This window comes from Streptomyces sp. NPDC012474, from assembly GCF_042955185.1.
Taxonomy (GTDB): Bacteria; Actinomycetota; Actinomycetes; order Streptomycetales; family Streptomycetaceae; genus Streptomyces; species Streptomyces cahuitamycinicus.
In genome coordinates this window covers 51,631-67,566 of sequence record NZ_JBIBEP010000009.1, presented here as the reverse complement: position 1 = coordinate 67,566, position 15,936 = coordinate 51,631, and the positions used below count along the sequence as shown (strand labels likewise).

The 15,936-nt window shown below is 72.7% G+C and carries 16 protein-coding genes; 4 read left to right on the top strand and 12 right to left on the bottom strand.

Annotated features, from left to right (window positions below):
* The gene (locus ACFY9S_RS20760; protein WP_391130589.1) at positions 1–759 is read right to left on the bottom strand and encodes a TIGR00730 family Rossman fold protein; all 759 of its coding nucleotides are present in this window, start codon (positions 757–759) and stop codon (positions 1–3) included.
* Between the two features lie 119 nt (positions 760–878).
* Positions 879–1,958, bottom strand: a complete 1,080-nt coding sequence (gene dapE, locus ACFY9S_RS20755; RefSeq protein ID WP_391130586.1) for a succinyl-diaminopimelate desuccinylase — start codon at positions 1,956–1,958, stop codon at positions 879–881.
* Positions 1,959–2,103: 145 nt separating this feature from the next.
* On the opposite strand from dapE, the gene ACFY9S_RS20750 reads away from it, so the two are divergent.
* Entirely contained in the window at positions 2,104–3,024 is a 921-nt protein-coding gene (locus tag ACFY9S_RS20750) for a heavy metal transporter (RefSeq protein WP_391130583.1), read from the top strand.
* 346 nt (positions 3,025–3,370) lie between these two features.
* On the top strand, positions 3,371–3,817 hold the full coding sequence (locus tag ACFY9S_RS20745) for an ATP-binding protein (RefSeq protein ID WP_391130580.1): 447 nt from the start codon (positions 3,371–3,373) through the stop codon (positions 3,815–3,817).
* A 73-nt stretch (positions 3,818–3,890) separates the two neighbouring features.
* Here ACFY9S_RS20745 and ACFY9S_RS20740 read toward each other — a convergent pair whose 3' ends face one another.
* Both ACFY9S_RS20740 and fdxA read right to left on the bottom strand, forming a co-directional pair.
* A complete protein-coding gene (locus ACFY9S_RS20740; RefSeq protein ID WP_391130577.1) occupies positions 3,891–4,982 on the bottom strand; it encodes a bifunctional succinyldiaminopimelate transaminase/glutamate-prephenate aminotransferase in 1,092 nt (363 codons plus the stop codon).
* Positions 4,983–5,102: 120 nt separating this feature from the next.
* Positions 5,103–5,423 carry a ferredoxin gene (fdxA, locus tag ACFY9S_RS20735; RefSeq protein WP_030669097.1) on the bottom strand — a complete coding sequence of 107 codons (321 nt, stop codon included), beginning with the start codon at positions 5,421–5,423 and terminating at the stop codon, positions 5,103–5,105.
* 140 nt (positions 5,424–5,563) lie between these two features.
* Here fdxA and ACFY9S_RS20730 point away from each other — a divergent pair, with 140 nt between their 5' ends.
* Together ACFY9S_RS20730 and ACFY9S_RS20725 are read left to right on the top strand one after the other, a co-directional pair.
* The gene (locus ACFY9S_RS20730; RefSeq protein WP_391130574.1) at positions 5,564–6,580 is read left to right on the top strand and encodes a GNAT family N-acetyltransferase; all 1,017 of its coding nucleotides are present in this window, start codon (positions 5,564–5,566) and stop codon (positions 6,578–6,580) included.
* 30 nt (positions 6,581–6,610) lie between these two features.
* Entirely contained in the window at positions 6,611–7,462 is an 852-nt protein-coding gene (locus tag ACFY9S_RS20725) for a tetratricopeptide repeat protein (RefSeq protein WP_391130571.1), read from the top strand.
* Between the two features lie 87 nt (positions 7,463–7,549).
* Here ACFY9S_RS20725 and ACFY9S_RS20720 read toward each other — a convergent pair whose 3' ends face one another.
* From ACFY9S_RS20720 to ACFY9S_RS20685, 8 genes are all read right to left on the bottom strand, one after another.
* Entirely contained in the window at positions 7,550–8,164 is a 615-nt protein-coding gene (locus ACFY9S_RS20720; protein ID WP_391130568.1) for a response regulator, read from the bottom strand.
* Positions 8,161–9,327: a histidine kinase gene (locus tag ACFY9S_RS20715; RefSeq protein WP_391130565.1), complete on the bottom strand. Its 1,167-nt coding sequence runs from the start codon at positions 9,325–9,327 to the stop codon at positions 8,161–8,163. The genes ACFY9S_RS20720 and ACFY9S_RS20715 overlap by 4 nt, the downstream gene beginning before the upstream one ends.
* Complete coding sequence (locus ACFY9S_RS20710; RefSeq protein ID WP_391130562.1) at positions 9,324–10,064, bottom strand: ABC transporter permease; 741 nt, start codon at positions 10,062–10,064, stop codon at positions 9,324–9,326. Before ACFY9S_RS20710 ends, ACFY9S_RS20715 begins: the two co-directional genes overlap by 4 nt.
* Positions 10,061–10,972 carry an ATP-binding cassette domain-containing protein gene (locus ACFY9S_RS20705; RefSeq protein WP_391130559.1) on the bottom strand — a complete coding sequence of 304 codons (912 nt, stop codon included), beginning with the start codon at positions 10,970–10,972 and terminating at the stop codon, positions 10,061–10,063. Before ACFY9S_RS20705 ends, ACFY9S_RS20710 begins: the two co-directional genes overlap by 4 nt.
* A gap of 143 nt (positions 10,973–11,115) precedes the next feature.
* Positions 11,116–13,797: a hypothetical protein gene (locus ACFY9S_RS20700; RefSeq protein ID WP_391130557.1), complete on the bottom strand. Its 2,682-nt coding sequence runs from the start codon at positions 13,795–13,797 to the stop codon at positions 11,116–11,118.
* A gap of 155 nt (positions 13,798–13,952) precedes the next feature.
* Positions 13,953–14,363: a DUF6113 family protein gene (locus ACFY9S_RS20695; protein WP_391130554.1), complete on the bottom strand. Its 411-nt coding sequence runs from the start codon at positions 14,361–14,363 to the stop codon at positions 13,953–13,955.
* Positions 14,360–15,220, bottom strand: coding sequence for an N-acetyl-1-D-myo-inositol-2-amino-2-deoxy-alpha-D-glucopyranoside deacetylase (mshB, locus tag ACFY9S_RS20690; protein ID WP_391130551.1), 861 nt, complete (start codon positions 15,218–15,220; stop codon positions 14,360–14,362). Before mshB ends, ACFY9S_RS20695 begins: the two co-directional genes overlap by 4 nt.
* Before the next feature lie 52 nt (positions 15,221–15,272).
* Positions 15,273–15,890: a Uma2 family endonuclease gene (locus tag ACFY9S_RS20685; RefSeq protein WP_391130549.1), complete on the bottom strand. Its 618-nt coding sequence runs from the start codon at positions 15,888–15,890 to the stop codon at positions 15,273–15,275.
* Positions 15,891–15,936 lie beyond the last annotated feature (46 nt).

Sequence of the window (15,936 nt, the reverse complement as noted above, 5' to 3'; positions counted from 1 at the left end):
CTACCTGCCCGCTTCCTTCGACACCAACGCCACCGCCTCGTCCACGTCGTCCGTCACGTGGAACAGCAGCAGGTCCTTCTCCGCCGCCTTGCCCTGGGCGATCACCGTGTCGCGGAGCCAGTCGACCAGACCGCCCCAGTAGTCGCTGCCGAAGAGGACGATCGGGAAGCGCGTGACCTTCTGGGTCTGGACGAGGGTGAGGGCCTCGAAGAGTTCGTCGAGGGTGCCGAGGCCGCCGGGCAGGACGACGAAGCCCTGGGCGTACTTGACGAACATCATCTTCCGGACGAAGAAGTAGCGGAAGTTCAGGCCGACATCGACGTACGGGTTCAGCCCCTGCTCGAACGGCAGCTCGATGCCGAGGCCGACGGACATGCCCTTCGCCTCCAGGGCGCCCTTGTTGGCCGCCTCCATCGCGCCCGGGCCGCCGCCCGTGATGACGGCGAAGCCCGCGTCGACCAGGCCCTGCCCCAGTCGCACGCCCGCCTCGTACTCGGGTGAGTCCGCCGGGGTCCGGGCCGAGCCGAAGACGCTGATCGCGGGCGGGAGTTCGGCGAGCGTGCCGAAGCCCTCGATGAACTCCGACTGGATGCGCAGCACGCGCCAGGGGTCGGTGTGGACCCAGTCGGAGGGGGCCCGCTCGTCCAGCAGCCGCTGGTCGGTGGTGCTGGCCTGCACCTGGTCCCGCCGTTGGAGGACCGGGCCCAGGCGCTTCTCATCCGGCGGCTGCTTCTTCCCCTCGGGGTTGCCGGTCGCCATGTGCGCTCCCTCCGTCGTGCCTGTCTTTCCACCTCAGCGTAGATCTACGCGGGTTACGAACGAGGGACGTGAGCATGTCCGCGATGAAGCGCCGTAAACCCGATGGCGTCCCGACGGGGTCAGGCGGTCAGCCAGTTCCGCAGACGCTCCTCGCCCGTGAGGATCTTGGCGATCTCCACGCGCTCGTCCCGCTTGTGCGCCAAGTGGGGGTTGCCGGGGCCGTAGTTGACCGCCGGGACACCGAGCGCCGAGAAGCGGGAGACGTCCGTCCAGCCGTACTTCGGCATCGGGGTGCCGCCGACCGCCTCGATGAACGCCTTCGCCGCCGGATGGGACAGGCCGGGCATCGCCGCGCCGCTGTGGTCGACGACCTCGAACTCCTCCACCCCGCAGTCCGCGAAGACCTCGCGGACGTGGGCGACGGCGTCCTCGGGCGTGCGGTCGGGCGCGTAGCGGAAGTTGACGGTGACGACGCACTCGTCGGGGATGACGTTGCCGGCCACTCCCCCGCCGATGCCGACCGCGTTCAGGCCCTCGCGGTACTCCAGGCCGTCGATGACCGGCCGACGGGGTTCGTAGGAGGCCAGACGGGCCAGGATCGGGGCCGCGGCGTGGATCGCGTTGGAGCCCATCCAGCCGCGCGCCGAGTGGGCCCGCTCGCCCGTGGTCTTCAACAGCACCCGCAGCGTGCCCTGGCAGCCGCCCTCGACCTGGCCGTCCGACGGTTCCAGGAGCACCGCGAAGTCGCCCTGAAGCCAATCGGGATGTGTCTCGGAGACGTGCTTGAGGCCGTTCAGCTCGGCGGCGACCTCTTCGTTGTCGTAGAAGACGAAGGTCAGGTCGCGGTTGGGGGCCGGGACCGTGGCCGCGATGCGCAGCTGCACGGCGACGCCCGACTTCATGTCGCAGGTGCCGCACCCCCACAGGACGCCGTCCTCGTCGAGCCGGGAGGGGACGTTGTCCGCGATCGGGACGGTGTCGATGTGCCCGGCCAGGATCACCCGCTCCGGGCGGCCGAGGTTCGTGCGGGCGACGACGTTGTTGCCGTACCGGTCGACCGTCAGGTGGGGCAGGGCGCGCAGCGCGGTCTCGATCGCGTCGGCGAGGGGCTTCTCGGTGCCGCTCTCGGAACGGAAGTCGACGAGCCGGGCGGTGAGCTCCGCGGCGTCCAGCGTGAGGTCAAGCGAGGTGTCGGCCATGCCGTCGACCCTAACGCGCCAGACCCCGGCCTCACTGTCCCCACCTGGCTCATACCACTGCGTACTCTCCAGTACCTTGTACCGCGTGCCAGAGCAGTCCTCTCCCAAACGCCGTGGCCGCCTCTTTCGATGCGGAGCCGCCCTCGTGGCCCTGCTCGCGGTCGCCGGGTACCTCGTCGTGCAGTACGTCACCGGGGGCTCGGGCGGACCGGGCTGCAAGGTCGTCTCCGGCAAGGGCGACGGGGCGTCGTACGAGTTCACGCCCGAGCAGGCCGTGAACGCCGCCACGATCACCGCCGTGGGGACCGCGCGCGGTCTTCCCGAGCGGGCCGTGACCATCGCGCTGGCGACCGCGCTCCAGGAGTCCGCCCTGCGCAACATCACCCACGGCGACCGGGACTCCCTCGGCCTGTTCCAGCAGCGGCCCTCGCAGGGCTGGGGCACGCCGAAGGAGATCATGGATCCGACGTACTCGGCCGGTGAGTTCTACGACCACCTGGTCAAGGTGCCCGGCTACACCCGGCTGCCGCTCACCGTCGCCGCGCAGCGCGTGCAGCGCAGCGGCTTCCCGCAGGCCTACGCCAAGCACGAGCCGGACGCCGCGCTGCTCGCCGCGGCCCTCACCGGACAGTCCGCGGCCACGCTGACCTGCGAGGGCCGCCCGGCCGCGACCAGGGCCTCGGGCCCCGACGGGGTGCGTGCCGCGCTCGTGCGGGACTTCGGACGGGATGTGCTGGAGCCGGCCGGTGCCGCGGTGGGCGAATCCTCGGCGGCCACGCCGACGCCCTCCGCGAGCACGGCGGACAACTCCGGCGGGCGCACCGTCACGCTCCCGGTGAGCGACGACACGTCCTCCGCGGGAGGGCGGAGCCTGGACCAGCGCGGCTGGCAGCTGGCGCACTGGGCCGTGGCCAACGCCTCCGGGCTGCACATCGCCCGGGTCACGTACGCGGGGCGGGAGTGGGTGGCCGGGAACACCGCGAGCCAGTGGCGGGAGCCCTCGGCGAAGGGCACCGCGGGCGCGGAACGGGACGCGGACGCGGTCCGTATCGTCACGATGCGCTAGCTCGCGCAGGGGTGCGGGGACTCACTCCGAAGGGTTACCCGTACGGCCCGGCGGCGAGGGTGCGCGCAGCATTTCGCACCCTCAGCCGGGCCACCCCGAGACCCTTGGGAACACAGGGCTGGAAGGATTCCGCGGGGTTTTCGGCAGAGGCCTGTTTGACCGGTTTTATCCGCAGCCGATAATGCGACGCATTACCAACTCTTTACGTTGCGCCGCCGCAACCTTCGCGGGCTTCGAGCGGTAGTCACTGCGTCCGAGCCGGGGTGATCCACAGCCAGTCGATCAACTGCCGGACCTGGTCGGACACTTCACGAAGCTCACTGTTCTCTCCCGTCGAAGGAGCACCATGTCCCTCCCCCTGACCCGCCGGATCGCCCGTGCCGCGCTGATCGTCGCTGCGGGAGCGGCTGCCGGGGTCGGTGCGGCCGGCTCCGCCAGCGCGGCCCCCGAGCTGCCCGCCACCCCGAACCTCGGTGGCCTCACCGCCCTGGACGGGGCCAACGTCGGCAACACCGTCGACGGCGCGGCTCAGAACGTCACCGGATCCGCGGGTGACACCGGCGGCAAGACCGTCAAGAAGGCGGTGCCGGCCGCGGGCAAGACCGGCGGCAAGGCGGTCAAGAAGACCACCCCCGTGGCACAGAAGGCGGCCGGTGACGCGGCCGGCTCCGCCGGTCAGCTCGTCGGCGACACGGCCGGTTCGGCCAAGGGCGGCCTGCCCACCGACTCCCTGACCAAGGGTGGCGTGCCGTCCGCGGACTCCCTGCCGGTGAAGAGCCTGCCGGTCGGCTGACGCTCCGGCGTTGTGACCACGAAGGGGTCCGGGGAACTTCCCCCGGACCCCTTCGCCGTGTGCTCGGCTGCGGTCACAGACGCCGTACGGCCGCCGCGACCCGCTCGTCCGTCGCCGTCAGCGCCACGCGGACGAACTCCGCGCCCGCCGGACCGTAGAAGTCGCCGGGGGCCACGAGGATGCCGCGTTTGGCGAGGTGGTCGACCGTGTCCCAGCAGGATTCGCCCCTGCTGGCCCACAGGTAGAGGCTGGCCTCACTGTGCTCGATGCGGAAGCCGTGGGTGACCAGGGCCTCACGCAGCAGCTCGCGGCGGGACGCGTAACGCTCGCGCTGGACGCGGACGTGGTCGTCGTCGCCGAGGGCCGTCACCACCGCCGCCTGCGTCGGAGCCGACGTCATCATGCCGCCGTGCTTGCGGATCTCCAGCAGCGGGGCGAGGACCGCCGGGTCACCGGCCAGGAAGGCCGCGCGGTAGCCGGCGAGGTTCGAGCGCTTGGAGAGCGAGTGGACGGAGACGATGCCGTCGTACGAGCCGCCGTTGACGTCCGGGTGCAGGACCGAGACGGGGTCGGCCTCCCAGCCCAGCTCCAGGTAGCACTCGTCCGAGAAGAGCAGGATGTCGTGCGAGCGGGCCCAGGCGACGATCCGGGTCAGCTCCTCCTTGGACAGCACCTTGCCCGTGGGGTTCGACGGGGAGTTCAGCCAGAGCAGCTTCAGGCCCTCGGGGTCCAGCTCCGTCGGGTCGTCGTAGGCCTCGTACCCGGCGCGGGCCAGCCGCGCGCCGACCTCGTACGTCGGGTAGGCCAGGCGCGGGTAGGCCACCCGGTCGCCGGGGCCGAGGCCCAGCTGGGTCGGGAGCCAGGCGACGAGTTCCTTGGAGCCGACGATCGGCAGCACGTGGCGGTGGGTGACCTCCCGGGCGCCGAGGCGGCGCTCGACCCAGCCGGTGATCGCGTCGCGCAGCTCGGGCGTGCCCCAGACGGTCGGATAGCCCGGCGAGTCGGCCGCGGCCACCAGCGCTTTCTGGATCAGCTCGGGTACCGGGTCGACCGGGGTGCCGACGGACAGGTCGACGATGCCGTCCGGATGGGCGGCGGCCGTGGCCTTGTACGGGGTCAGCTTGTCCCAGGGGAAGGTGGGGAGGCGGTCGGAGACTGCGGACACGGGTTCTGGCTCACTTTCTGGCACGCACGAGCCGGTTCGGCAAACGCCTCGGCCCCGTACGGCGATCAGCGGGGTGATCAGGCCGTACGGGACCGAGGCGGCACGGAGTGCGGGCCGCTCTTACTGGTTCTGCGGCGGCAGCGCGGCGATGAAGGGGTGGTCGCGCTCGATCAGCCCCAGCTTGCTGGCTCCGCCGGGCGAACCGAGCTCGTCGAAGAACTCGACGTTCGCCTTGTAGTAGTCCTTCCACTCCTCCGGAGTGTCGTCCTCGTAGAAGATCGCCTCGACCGGGCAGACCGGCTCACAGGCACCACAGTCGACGCATTCGTCCGGGTGGATGTACAAGGACCGCTGGCCCTCGTAGATGCAGTCGACCGGGCACTCCTCGATGCACGCCTTGTCCTTGACGTCGACACAAGGCTGCGCGATGACGTAGGTCACGCTGTCGTTCCTCCTCGATAGGGCGCTGGCGGGCCTCCTCAGGCTCCGCCGCCTGGCGCGCGGGAGCGCGGCGTCGTCGATGCCCGCCCCTAGTATCTCCGTTCCTGGGCATGATCCGAACAGGAGGGGTGAACTGACCTGTGGAAATCTCTGCCGCTGGGCGACTCGAGGTCCGTATCACCGCTGCTGACGTGGGCAAACGGGTCTCAGTGCGGAGCTTGACCGAACATGAGGCTCCGGGTGAGAAGTTCACCGACACGGTCGGTGTTCTCACATCATGGGACAACGGTGTGCTGCTGATCACACGCAAGAGTGGCGAGAGCGTCCGTATCGCGGAATCCGCGCTGGTCGCGGGCAAGACCGTACCCCCCGCACCGGCGCGTCGCCGCGGTCCGGCCGCCTCCTACGAGGAGCTGGCCCGGGTCGCCGCGCGGGCCTGGCGGCCCGTCGAGAGCGAGCGGCTCGGCGCGTGGGAGCTGCGGGCCGCGTCCGGGTTCACGCGGCGGGCCAACTCGGTGCTGCCGCTGGGCACGCCGGACCTCCCGCTGGACGAGGCCCTGGAGGCCGTGCGGCGGTGGTACAGCGAGCGCGGACTGCCCGCCTACGTCCAGACCGCGACCGGCGCCGAGGGCACGCAGGAGCTGCTCTGTGCCGAGCTGGAGAAGCGCGGCTGGGTGCGGGAGGTGACCGCCGAGCTGTGGACCGGGCCGCTGGCACCGATCGCCGACCGGGGTGACCCGGCGGGGGTCGCGCTGTCCCGGGAAGCCGGTGAGGGGTGGCTGGCCCGGTACCAGCGCAAGGGCGTGAGCGAGGTGGCGCTGCGGGTGCTCCGGAGCGGGCCGTCGGTGTGGTTCGCGACCGTCCCCGGAGCGGCGGAGGGGGCTCCTCCGGCCGCCATCGGGCGGTGTGTCGTCGACGGGCGGTGGGCCGGGTTCGCCGCCGTCGAGGTCGATCCGGCGCTGCGACGGCAGGGGCTCGGCACGGCCGTGATGGCCGCGCTCGCCCGGCAGGCGCTCGACGAGGGCGCGTCGGCCGCGTGGCTCCAGGTCGAGGCCGACAACGCGGGAGCGCGGGCGCTGTACGCCGGTATGGGCTTCGCCGCGCACCACGCCTACCACCACTACCGGGCGCCGGACGCCCGCGGCACCGGCCGGTAACCGATCGTCGTGAGAGGGCACGAGCCAGATATGCGTCCCCCGTACCCCCCGCCCCCCGAACGGTCCGCCGAGCTGCGGCGGCGGTTCGCCGAAGAGGCCCGGTCCGAGCGGCCCGATCTGTCGACGCTGTGCCTGCTGGTGGGCGCGGAGGCGGACGGGGAGCTGGACGAGGCGGGCCTGGACGCCGCGCAGGTCGAGCTGGACCGGCTGGCCGGGCTGCTGCCGTTCCGGCCTCCGGGGCCCCGGGCCTGGGCCCTCGCCCTGCGGGAGCTGCTCGGTGAGCGGATGGGGTTCCACGGCACCCCCGGCGACTACCAGCGCCTGGAGTCCTCGCTGCTGCACGAGGTGCTGGTGCGGCGCAGGGGGCTGCCGATCCTGCTGTCCGTGGTGTGGATGGAGGTGGCGCGGCGGGCGGGGGCGCCGGTCTACGGGGTGGCTCTGCCGGGGCATTTCGTCGTCGGGTTCGGGCCGGACGAGGGGCAGGTGCTGGCGGATCCGTTCGACGGGGGGCGGGTGCTGTCGGGAGCGGACGCCGAGTTGCTGGTCGTCGGGGCCACGGGGACGGGGGTCGATCCGTCGATGCTGCGGCCGGCCGATCCGCTGGATGTGGTGCTGCGGATCCTGAACAACGTGCGGGCGTGGGCCGCGGCCCGTCCCGAGCGGTCGGACGTGGCGTTGTGGGCGGTCGAGTTGTCGTTGCTGCTGCCGTCGCATCCGGCCCGGTTGCGGTACGAGCGGGCGCAGTTGCTCGTGCGGCGGGGGGAGTTCCTGGGTGGGGCCTCAGAGCTGGAGGCCTACGCGGAGGTGGTTGAGGCCGTGGATGAGGCCGCGGCCGAGCGGGTGCGGGGGGAGGCTTTCGCGGCCAGGGCGATGCTCAACTGACGCCTTCTCGCCATGGGGGGCTCGTGTGGCCTCGCGTGTGCGGGTGCGTGGGACTGCTTCGCGCAGTTCCCCGCGCCCCTGAGAGCTCTACAGCCAGCCCTTTTCACGTGCCGCCCGGACCGCCTCCGCGCGGTTCCTCACCGCCAGTTTCTGGATCGCCGTGGAGAGGTAGTTGCGGACCGTGCCCTGGGAGAGGTGCAGGGACGCTGCCAGTTCGGCGTTGGTGGAGCCGTCGGCGGCGGCCCGGAGGACCTCGCGCTCCCGGTCCGTCAGCGGGTTGGCTCCGTCCGCCAGGGCCGCTGCCGCGAGGGTGGGGTCGATGACGCGTTCACCCGTGAGGACCTTGCGAATGGCCTCGGCGAGCTGGGCGGCCGGGGCGTCCTTGACGAGGAAGGCGTCGGCGCCCGACTCCATGGCGCTGCGCAGGTAGCCGGGCCGGCCGAAGGTGGTGAGGATGACCAGCTTCACGGCCGGGAGTTCCGCGTGCAGCCGGGCCGCCGCCTCGATGCCCGTCAGGCCGGGCATCTCGATGTCCAGGAGGGCCACGTCCACGGCGTGTGCCCGGGCCGCCCGGAGGACCTCGTCGCCGCGGGCCACCTGGGCGACGACCTCGATGTCCTCCTCCAGGCCGAGCAGGGCGGCCAGAGCCTCGCGGACCATCGACTGGTCCTCGGCGAGCAGGACCTTGATCGTGCGGCTCATGCCGGGGATCCTATGTCCGCCGGTCCGGCCGTCGGCACCCGGGCGACCAGGCGGAAGCCGTGGCCGAGCGGGCCCGCCTCCAGGGTGCCGCCCGCCTTGGTGAGGCGTTCGGTGAGGCCCGCGAGGCCGTTTCCGTGGCCGGTGCCCGGGCCGCCCGAGCCGTCGTCCTCGACGGTGAGTTCCAGCACCGGGCCGTCGAGGGTCCGGCGGTGCAGCAGCTCGACCGTGCAGCGGCGGGCGCCGCTGTGCCGTACGACGTTGGTGACCGCCTCGCGCAGCGCCCAGGCGAGGGCGGACTCGCTCTCCCCGGGCACGCCGTCGAGGCCGGGCTCGGCGGGCAGTGCGGGGGTGACGCCGGCCGCGGTCAGTGCGACCCGGGCACCGGCGAGCTCGGCGTTCAGGCGGGGCCGGCGGTAGCCGGTGACGGCCTCGCGTACGTCGACGAGGGCCTGGCGGCTGACCTGCTCGATGTCGGCGACCTGCTGGGCCGCCTCGTCGGGCCGGCCGGGCAGCATCCGCCCGGCCAGCTCGCTCTTGAGCGTGATCAGGGAGAGGGAGTGGCCGAGCAGGTCGTGCAGGTCCCTGGCCAGGCGCAGGCGCTCCTCGTTGGCGGCGAGCTGGGCGACGGTGGCGCGGGCCTCGCGCAGCGCGACGGCCGTCCGCACGAGTTCCCGTACGCCGGTCATCGCGAAGCCGCCCAGCAGGGCCGGGATGAGGAGGCCCGCCAGGAAGGACATCCCGTCGTGCGTCGCCAGCGCCACGGCGGTCAGCAGCGCGCACGCGGCCGGGATCGTCCAGCGGGCCATGCGCAGCGGCAGGGCCGCGCCGGACGCGATCGAGACGTACACGAACAGCACCAGCCACTCGCGGCCCAGGGTGAGGGCGAGGAGCGTGGACTGGGCCGCGAGCACCCCGAGCGAGCCGAACACCAGGGTGTTGCGCTCGCCACGGCCGGTGCGGAAGACCAGCAGCATGTACCAGGTGACGAACGCGGCCAGGCCGAGCCAGCCGAGGATCGTCACGCCCGTGCCGTGGCCGCCGTGCAGCAGGTCCGTGACGGGTGCGCTCAGGTAGACCAGCCAGATGCCGGTCCACAGCGACTTCACCGCCCGCTGCCGGCGGTTCACCGGGCGCTGCCCGATACCGAACCCGACGCCGCTCACGCCTTCAGGGTGTCCTTCCGGTACAGCCAGGCCGCGCCGCCCGCGAACAGGACGAACGACACCACGAGGACGGCGAGGTCCTGGACGTGCGGGGCGCGGTTCTGCTCGATGGCCCGTCCGAGGGCAGCGTACGCGTGCGTGGGCAGCCACTTCGCGATGTCCTGGAGCCAGCCGGGGAAGCTCGTCGTGGGCATCCACAGGCCGCCCAGCATGGACAGGCCGAAGTAGGTGATCATCGTGATCGGGCGGACCGCGTCCCCGCCGGCCAGGTAGCCGAGGGCGACGCCGAGCGCCGCGAAGACGAAGCTGCCGGCCCAGATCGCGCCCGTGAGGGCGAGCCACTGCCAGGCGTCCAAGGTCACGTCCTTCACGGCCGCGGCGACGGCGAAGACGATGACGATGGACGGCAGGCTGACGACGGCGGCGCTCGCGGTCTTGGCGAGGACGTAGCCGCGGCCCGGCAGCGTCGTCAGGCGCAGTTGCCGTACCCAGCCGCCCTCGCGCTCCTTGGCGATGCGCTCGCTGTTTCCCATGAGCACGGCCGTGAGGGCGCCGAAGGACGCCATGGAGACCATCATGTAGGTCGGGAGGGTCAGGCCGGTGCCGGGGATCTTCGCGGTGCTGTCGGCGTTGCCCGCGATGAGCAGGAACAGCACCGACGGGTAGATCACGGAGAAGAAGAGGAACTTGCGGTTGCGCAGGGCGCGGGTGAGTTCCAGCCTGATCAGCGTGTTCACCGGGACTTCGCCTCCTCGGCGGTGGTGATGGCGACGAAGGCCTGCTCCAGGCCGAGCCCGGCGACTTCGAGGTTGCGGGGGTGGACGCCGAGGCCGTACAGGGCGTGGACGGTCGCGTCGGCGTCGGCGGACCGGATGCGCACGGTCCGGCCGGAGATGTCGATCCCGGTGATGAACGGCAGGGCGCGCAGGGCGGGTTCGTCGAGGGCGCCCTCCACGTCGAAGGAGATCCGGCGGGCGCCCGCCTTGGCCTTGATCTCGGCGGCCGTGCCGTCGGCGAGGAGCCGGCCGCGGTGCAGGACGAGGACCCGGTCGGCGACGGCGTCGGCCTCTTCGAGGTAGTGGGTGGCGAAGAGCACGGTCCGGCCCTGGCCGGCCTGTTCGCGCAGGGTGGCCCAGAAGGCCTGGCGGGTGGTGACGTCCATGCCGGTGGTGGGCTCGTCCAGGACGATGAGGTCGCTGTCGCCCGCGATGGCCAGGGCGAAACGGACGCGTTGGGCCTGGCCGCCGGAGAGCTTGTCGACCTTGCGGTCGGCGATCTGCGTGATGCCCGCGCGCGCCAGGACCTCGGAGGGCCGGTACGGCTTCGGGTGCAGGTCGCAGGCGAGCCGCACGAGTTCGGCGACCGTGACCTCGTCCATGAGCCCGCCGCTCTGCAGCATGGCGCCCACGCGCCCGGCGACGATGGCGTCCCGGGGGCTGCTGCCGAAGAGCCGGACCGTGCCGCTGTCGGGCCTCTTGAGGCCGAGCAGCAGATCGAGGGCGGTGGACTTGCCGGCGCCGTTGGGGCCGAGCAGCGCCACGGTCTCCCCCGGCCTGAGGTCGAGGGTCAGTCCGTCCACGGCCCGGACGGCGTCGTATGCCTTGCTCACCTGGTCGAACGCGACCACCGGGGCTGTCGTTGTCATACGGCCATCGTGGCTGTGCGGGTGCGGACGGGGGCAGTGCCGGTCGTCCGGAGTGCCGCATGACGGTTGTCATGTGTACGGGGTGACGACGAGAGCCTCCGCCCTCATCGGGCGGAGGCTCTCGTGCGGCGGGTGGCCGGAGGTCAGTTCGGCGTGGTGTCGATGACTCCGACGCGCTCCGCGGGCGTCTTGCCGCGCAGTGCCTCGCGCAGCGCGGTGACGACGTCCTGCGGGAGGACGTCCCGCTTGCCGCTCGCGCCCTCGATCTGCACGCCCTCGAAGGTCTGTCCGTACGCCTCTTGGAGCGCCTTGAGGTTGTAGGTGTCCACGAGCTTGCCGTCGACGGCCTTGAAGCTCAGGATCTTCGGCAGCGAGACCTTGCCGAAGTCGATGCTGTGGGCCGCGTCGGTACGGATGGTGACGAGGTCGGACATCGCGGGCTGCGCGAACTCCTTGAGCATCCGGTCGACCTCGGCGTTCGAGACCGTCGGCTGCCGGGTGGTGGTCGGGAGGTTCACCGTGCCGCCCGTGCCGGTCTCCACCTGGGTGCGGTACGCCTCCTCCACCGTGGTCGTCGCCTTGGCGAGGTCGATGCCCTTGCCCACCTTGCCGTACACGGGGACGGCCTTGCCGCCCTTGAACTCGATCGTGCCGTCGGTCGACGCGCCGGAGCCGCCCGCGGCGGCTTCCAGGGAGGCGTGCAGCTTCTCCTCGTCGACGGGCATGACCGGCGTCACGGTGCGGTGGTTGCCGAAGAGCGAGGCGATCACGGAGACCGGGTTGTAGTCGCTCTTCGCCGCCGCGTCGGCCGTGGCGTCCATGTCGAACTGCAGGCCCGCGTTGTCCGGGTCGAGGGCGACGGTCTTGCCGCCCACCGACAGCTTCAGCTCCTTGCCGACGTTCTTGTCGAAGGCCTCGTCGAGCTTCCTGACCGCGCCGTCGCGGGTGGTGCCGCCGATGTCGACGCCGAGCACGGTGGTGCCCTTGGGCACGTCGGTGCGGTTCATCAGCAGACCGGCGCCGTAGACGCCACCGGCGGCCACGACCACGCCGACCGCGAGCAGCACGAGCTTGTTGCGGCCCTTCTTCTTCGGCGCCTTCGAGGAGGCCGCCGGGGGCGGAGTGACCGGCTCCGGCAGCTTCGGGGCCGTGTGGGGCGCCGGGCCCTCGCCGGGCGCGCCCGGGCCGAACGGCGAGGCGGCGCCGGACGGCACGACCGGGATGCCGCTGGTGACCGTGTGCCCGGAGACGTTGTCGTGCCGGGGGCCGTAGCCCGGGCCGTCCGGCTGTTCGGGGGCCGGCTTCTGCGGGGTGAGGATGGCGGTGTCGTCGCTCATGCCACCGCCGGGGCCTGGGCCTGCGGCGCCGGGAGCGGTCGTGCCGCCCGGGGCGCCCGGACCCGCGGGGCCGCCGTGGGCTCCGGGGCCGCCGCCTATGGCTCCGTGCCCGGCGGGTGCGCCGGGGCCTCCCGGCCGGCCGGGGGTGGTGAAGGCCTCGGGAGCGCCGGGGCGGCCCGGGTCGCCGAAGCCGCCGGAGCTGCCGGGGGCGCCGTGCCGAGCCGGGTCGTCGAAGCCGCCAGGTCCACCGGGGCCGCCAGGTCCACCGGGGCCGCCAGGTCCACCGGGGGCGCCAGGTCCACCGGGGGCGCCGGAGCGGCCGGGGTCGGTGAAGGCTTCGGGGGCGCCGGGCCTGGCCGGGTCGCCGAAGTTGTCAGGGCCGGCGGGGCCGCCGGGGGCGTTGAAGGCACCAGGTCCGGCCGGGCCGCCCGGCTCGTTGCCGAAGCCGCCGGGGCCTCCGGGCGCGGTGAAGCCGCCCGGCCTCCCGGGACCGCCCCGCTCGTCGAAGCCCGCTCCGCCCGGCGGCACCATCGGGCCGTCGCCGGTGACCGGTCCGCCGGTCGGGCCCGCCGGGCCCCGGGAGCCGGGACCGTCGGGCGGGCCGAAGCCGTCTGCGGCGCTCGGGCCACCAGGCTGACCGCCGTAGCCGGCCTGTCCGTTCTGCCCGTTCTGCTCGTCACGGCCGTTCTCGGAGAAGTACGGCAGGTCGTCGCGGCGCGGTTCGCCGCCGCCCGGGGCGGGACGCGAGCCGTTGCCCAGAGGGCCCGCCGCCAAGGCCTCGGTGACGTCGAAGGAGCCGGTGCCACCGCCGTGCCCGGGCGCGACGGGGCCGCCGGTCGCGCCGCCCGGGAGTCCGGCACCGTTCGTGCCGCCGGACCGGGAGCCGCCCGGCGCGCCCATGGAGCCGACCACGCCTCCGGGCCGCCCGGCACCCGGCCGGGCCCCACCGGACGCACCGGACGCACCGGCACCCGGCGTCCCGGCAGCGGGACCGCCCGCACCGGAGCCGCCCGCCGCCGGACCCGAACCGCCCGGCAGCCCGGCCCCGTTGGTGGAGCCGCTGCCCGGACCGCCCTTGCCTCCACCGGACTTGCGCGGCGCGAACCAGTCGCTGGCCGGCTTGTCGTCGCCCGGCTGCGCGGGGTCGGCGGGAGACTCGACCGTGCCCGCGGACGTGCCCGTGGACGAGGCGGCGCCCGGCGCCGTCGGCTCCGCACCGCGCGTGTCGGTGTCGGCCGGGCTCTCCGCATCCGCGACGGGCTTGCGCACCACCACGGGCGGAATCGGCCGCGACCCGGGGATGTTGATCCGGATCCGGGTCGTCAGCGTGGTCTCGGTCTTGCGTTCCTCCGGCCGCGTGGCGGAACGGCCCGCGTCCGCACCGGCGTCGGAGACCGTGGGGGTCCCGTACGGCGGCGTACCCGACGGGTAGGCGGCTCCGCCGCGCCCGTTGGGCCCGGAGGACGGAGTGTCAGTTTCACGACTCAAGGCAGGTTCTCCCGGTTGGCTCCGCCGCCCGACACAACCTCACGCGGGCAGCTCGGCGGCGCGCACCACCATACTGGCCACTTCTCACCCGTATCCCGTGACTGCCGGGAATCCCACACCGGACCCCCACGGCCACGTCCTGGCGAAGTGGTACGTCACTTGGCAAGTCGGACGGGATCGCCGTCCGGTTGCCGCCCCGGGGCGAGGGTGGCACAGATCACAGCTACGGCGATGCCCCCGAGCAGATAGAGATAGGAGCCGCTCCCGGCGGCGAAGAGGAAGTCTCCCTCGGTGCGGCTGGCGGTCAGCAGCACGACGGCGAGCATCCAGCCCCCGGCGGCCGCGACGCCTCCGGCCCGGCTGCCGAGGACACGGGTGGCGCCCAGGACGGCTCCGGCTTCACCGGCCAGGGCGAGCAGCAGCCCGCCCGGGAACCACCCGGGCTGTACCAGCGCCCCGGCCACACCGGCCACGGCGCCGAGCACGAAGAAGCCGAGGCAGGCGGCGGCGCGTCCGGCGGTGGGCGGCCGCATCGGTTGGGTGAGCATCGACGTACGGTCGCTCATGAGGCCTCCTCGACACCGGCGAACAGGTCCGTCTCCCGCGGGCCGGGGACCCGCTCGCCTCGGACCAGCTCGTAGTACTCGGTGGTGAGGATGGGCTGGGCGAGTTCGTTGGAGAGCACGAAGTACGGCCCCGCCACGGTGATCTGGGTGGCGTGGGCACGCATCGCGGCGGCCTTGGCTCCGGCGTGGGCGGTGCCGTCGATCTCGGTGGTGATCCGCTCCGCGGGCACGACACCCGGGACGTCGTCGACCTCGGCGGCCTTGGTGAAGGGCGTGCCGGGCAGGTCCTTCCGGAGCCGTGCGAAGGACTCCTCCACAACCGGCCGGGGAACCCGGTTCCAGTAGACCTTCGGGACGGGCAGGCCGGCGTCGGCGGCCCGTTCCACGGCGCGCATCGCGACGCGGTGGGCCTGGATGTGGTCGGGGTGGCCGTAGCCGCCGTTCTCGTCGTAGGTGACGAGGACCTGGGGGCGTACCTCGCGGATCACCTCGACGAGGTGCGCGGTGGCCTCGTCGAGGTCGGCCTGCCAGAAGCAGGCGGGGTCGTCGTTGTCGGGCAGGCCCATCATCCCGGAGTCGCTGTAGCGCCCGGCGCCGCCGAGCAGGCGGACGTCCCGGACGCCGAGCTCGGCCATGGCGGCGGTGAGCTCGCGGCGGCGGTGCCGGCCCAGGGCGGCACCCGTCAGGTGCGCGAGCTCGGGCGGGATGACCTCACCGCGTTCGCCGAGGGTGCACGTGACCAGGGTGACGTGGACACCCTCGGCCGCGTACCTGGCCATGGTCGCGCCGTTGTTGATCGACTCGTCGTCCGGGTGCGCGTGCACCAGCAGCAGACGCCGGTCGGGCAGTTCCGTCATGGGGCCAGCCTACGAGGCGCCGGACGGCTGTTCGTCGTGCCCCGGCCCGCTCTCAGGACTCGGCCTCTTCCGCACCGTCATCCTGGTAGCGCGGCAGGCCGCTCGTGGAGATGGTCCACTCACCGATGGTGACGTCCTCGCCGTAGACGAAGTTCTTCCGCACCGCGTAGCGAGGGCCCTCCGGAGTGGAGTGGATATCGGTGAAGACGGCACCGCTGCCGGTACGGGGATCAAAGATCACATAGATCGGAATGCCCAGCAGCGGATAGTCACGCATCTTGCCCACCCAGTCGTTCTCCGGGTTGGACCGGGAGACGATCTCGATGGCTGCGACGACCGTACGGGGGTCGATGGAGCCTTCGACGTCGAGATCGGCCCAGGCGATCACCATCACGTCCGGGTGCCTCATGATGCCCTCGGGCACGTCTTCCACGTCGGGCGTGCCGTTGTGGGCCAGCAACTCGTCCGGCATGACCTTCTCCAGACGGCGGCTGACGTGCGCGGCCGTGACCTCGTGCGGGCCCCCCGGCGACATCATGTCGTGAACGATCCCTTCCTTGGTGACTTCGAACTTCCCGGGGAGGGTGTCGCCCATCGACTGCACGACATCCCTCATGGCCCGGTACAGATGGGAGCCGTCCCGCCGCGCGTTGCCGGGTGCGATGGTCATGGCGCTCGCTCCTCGTCGTCTGTGCCCAGGGGCAAGGATCGTCACG

Bases quoted from the DNA above. Each gene is read 5' to 3' on its own strand.
- ACFY9S_RS20760 (WP_391130589.1), bottom strand. From the start codon at position 759: ATGGCGACCGGCAACCCCGAGGGGAAGAAGCAGCCGCCGGATGAGAAG.
- dapE (WP_391130586.1), bottom strand. From the start codon at position 1,958: ATGGCCGACACCTCGCTTGACCTCACGCTGGACGCCGCGGAGCTCACC.
- ACFY9S_RS20745 (WP_391130580.1), top strand. From the start codon at position 3,371: ATGTCCCTCCCCCTGACCCGCCGGATCGCCCGTGCCGCGCTGATCGTC.
- ACFY9S_RS20725 (WP_391130571.1), top strand. From the start codon at position 6,611: ATGCGTCCCCCGTACCCCCCGCCCCCCGAACGGTCCGCCGAGCTGCGG.
- ACFY9S_RS20720 (WP_391130568.1), bottom strand. From the start codon at position 8,164: ATGAGCCGCACGATCAAGGTCCTGCTCGCCGAGGACCAGTCGATGGTC.
- ACFY9S_RS20705 (WP_391130559.1), bottom strand. From the start codon at position 10,972: ATGACAACGACAGCCCCGGTGGTCGCGTTCGACCAGGTGAGCAAGGCA.
- ACFY9S_RS20695 (WP_391130554.1), bottom strand. From the start codon at position 14,363: ATGAGCGACCGTACGTCGATGCTCACCCAACCGATGCGGCCGCCCACC.
- mshB (WP_391130551.1), bottom strand. From the start codon at position 15,220: ATGACGGAACTGCCCGACCGGCGTCTGCTGCTGGTGCACGCGCACCCG.
- ACFY9S_RS20685 (WP_391130549.1), bottom strand. From the start codon at position 15,890: ATGACCATCGCACCCGGCAACGCGCGGCGGGACGGCTCCCATCTGTAC.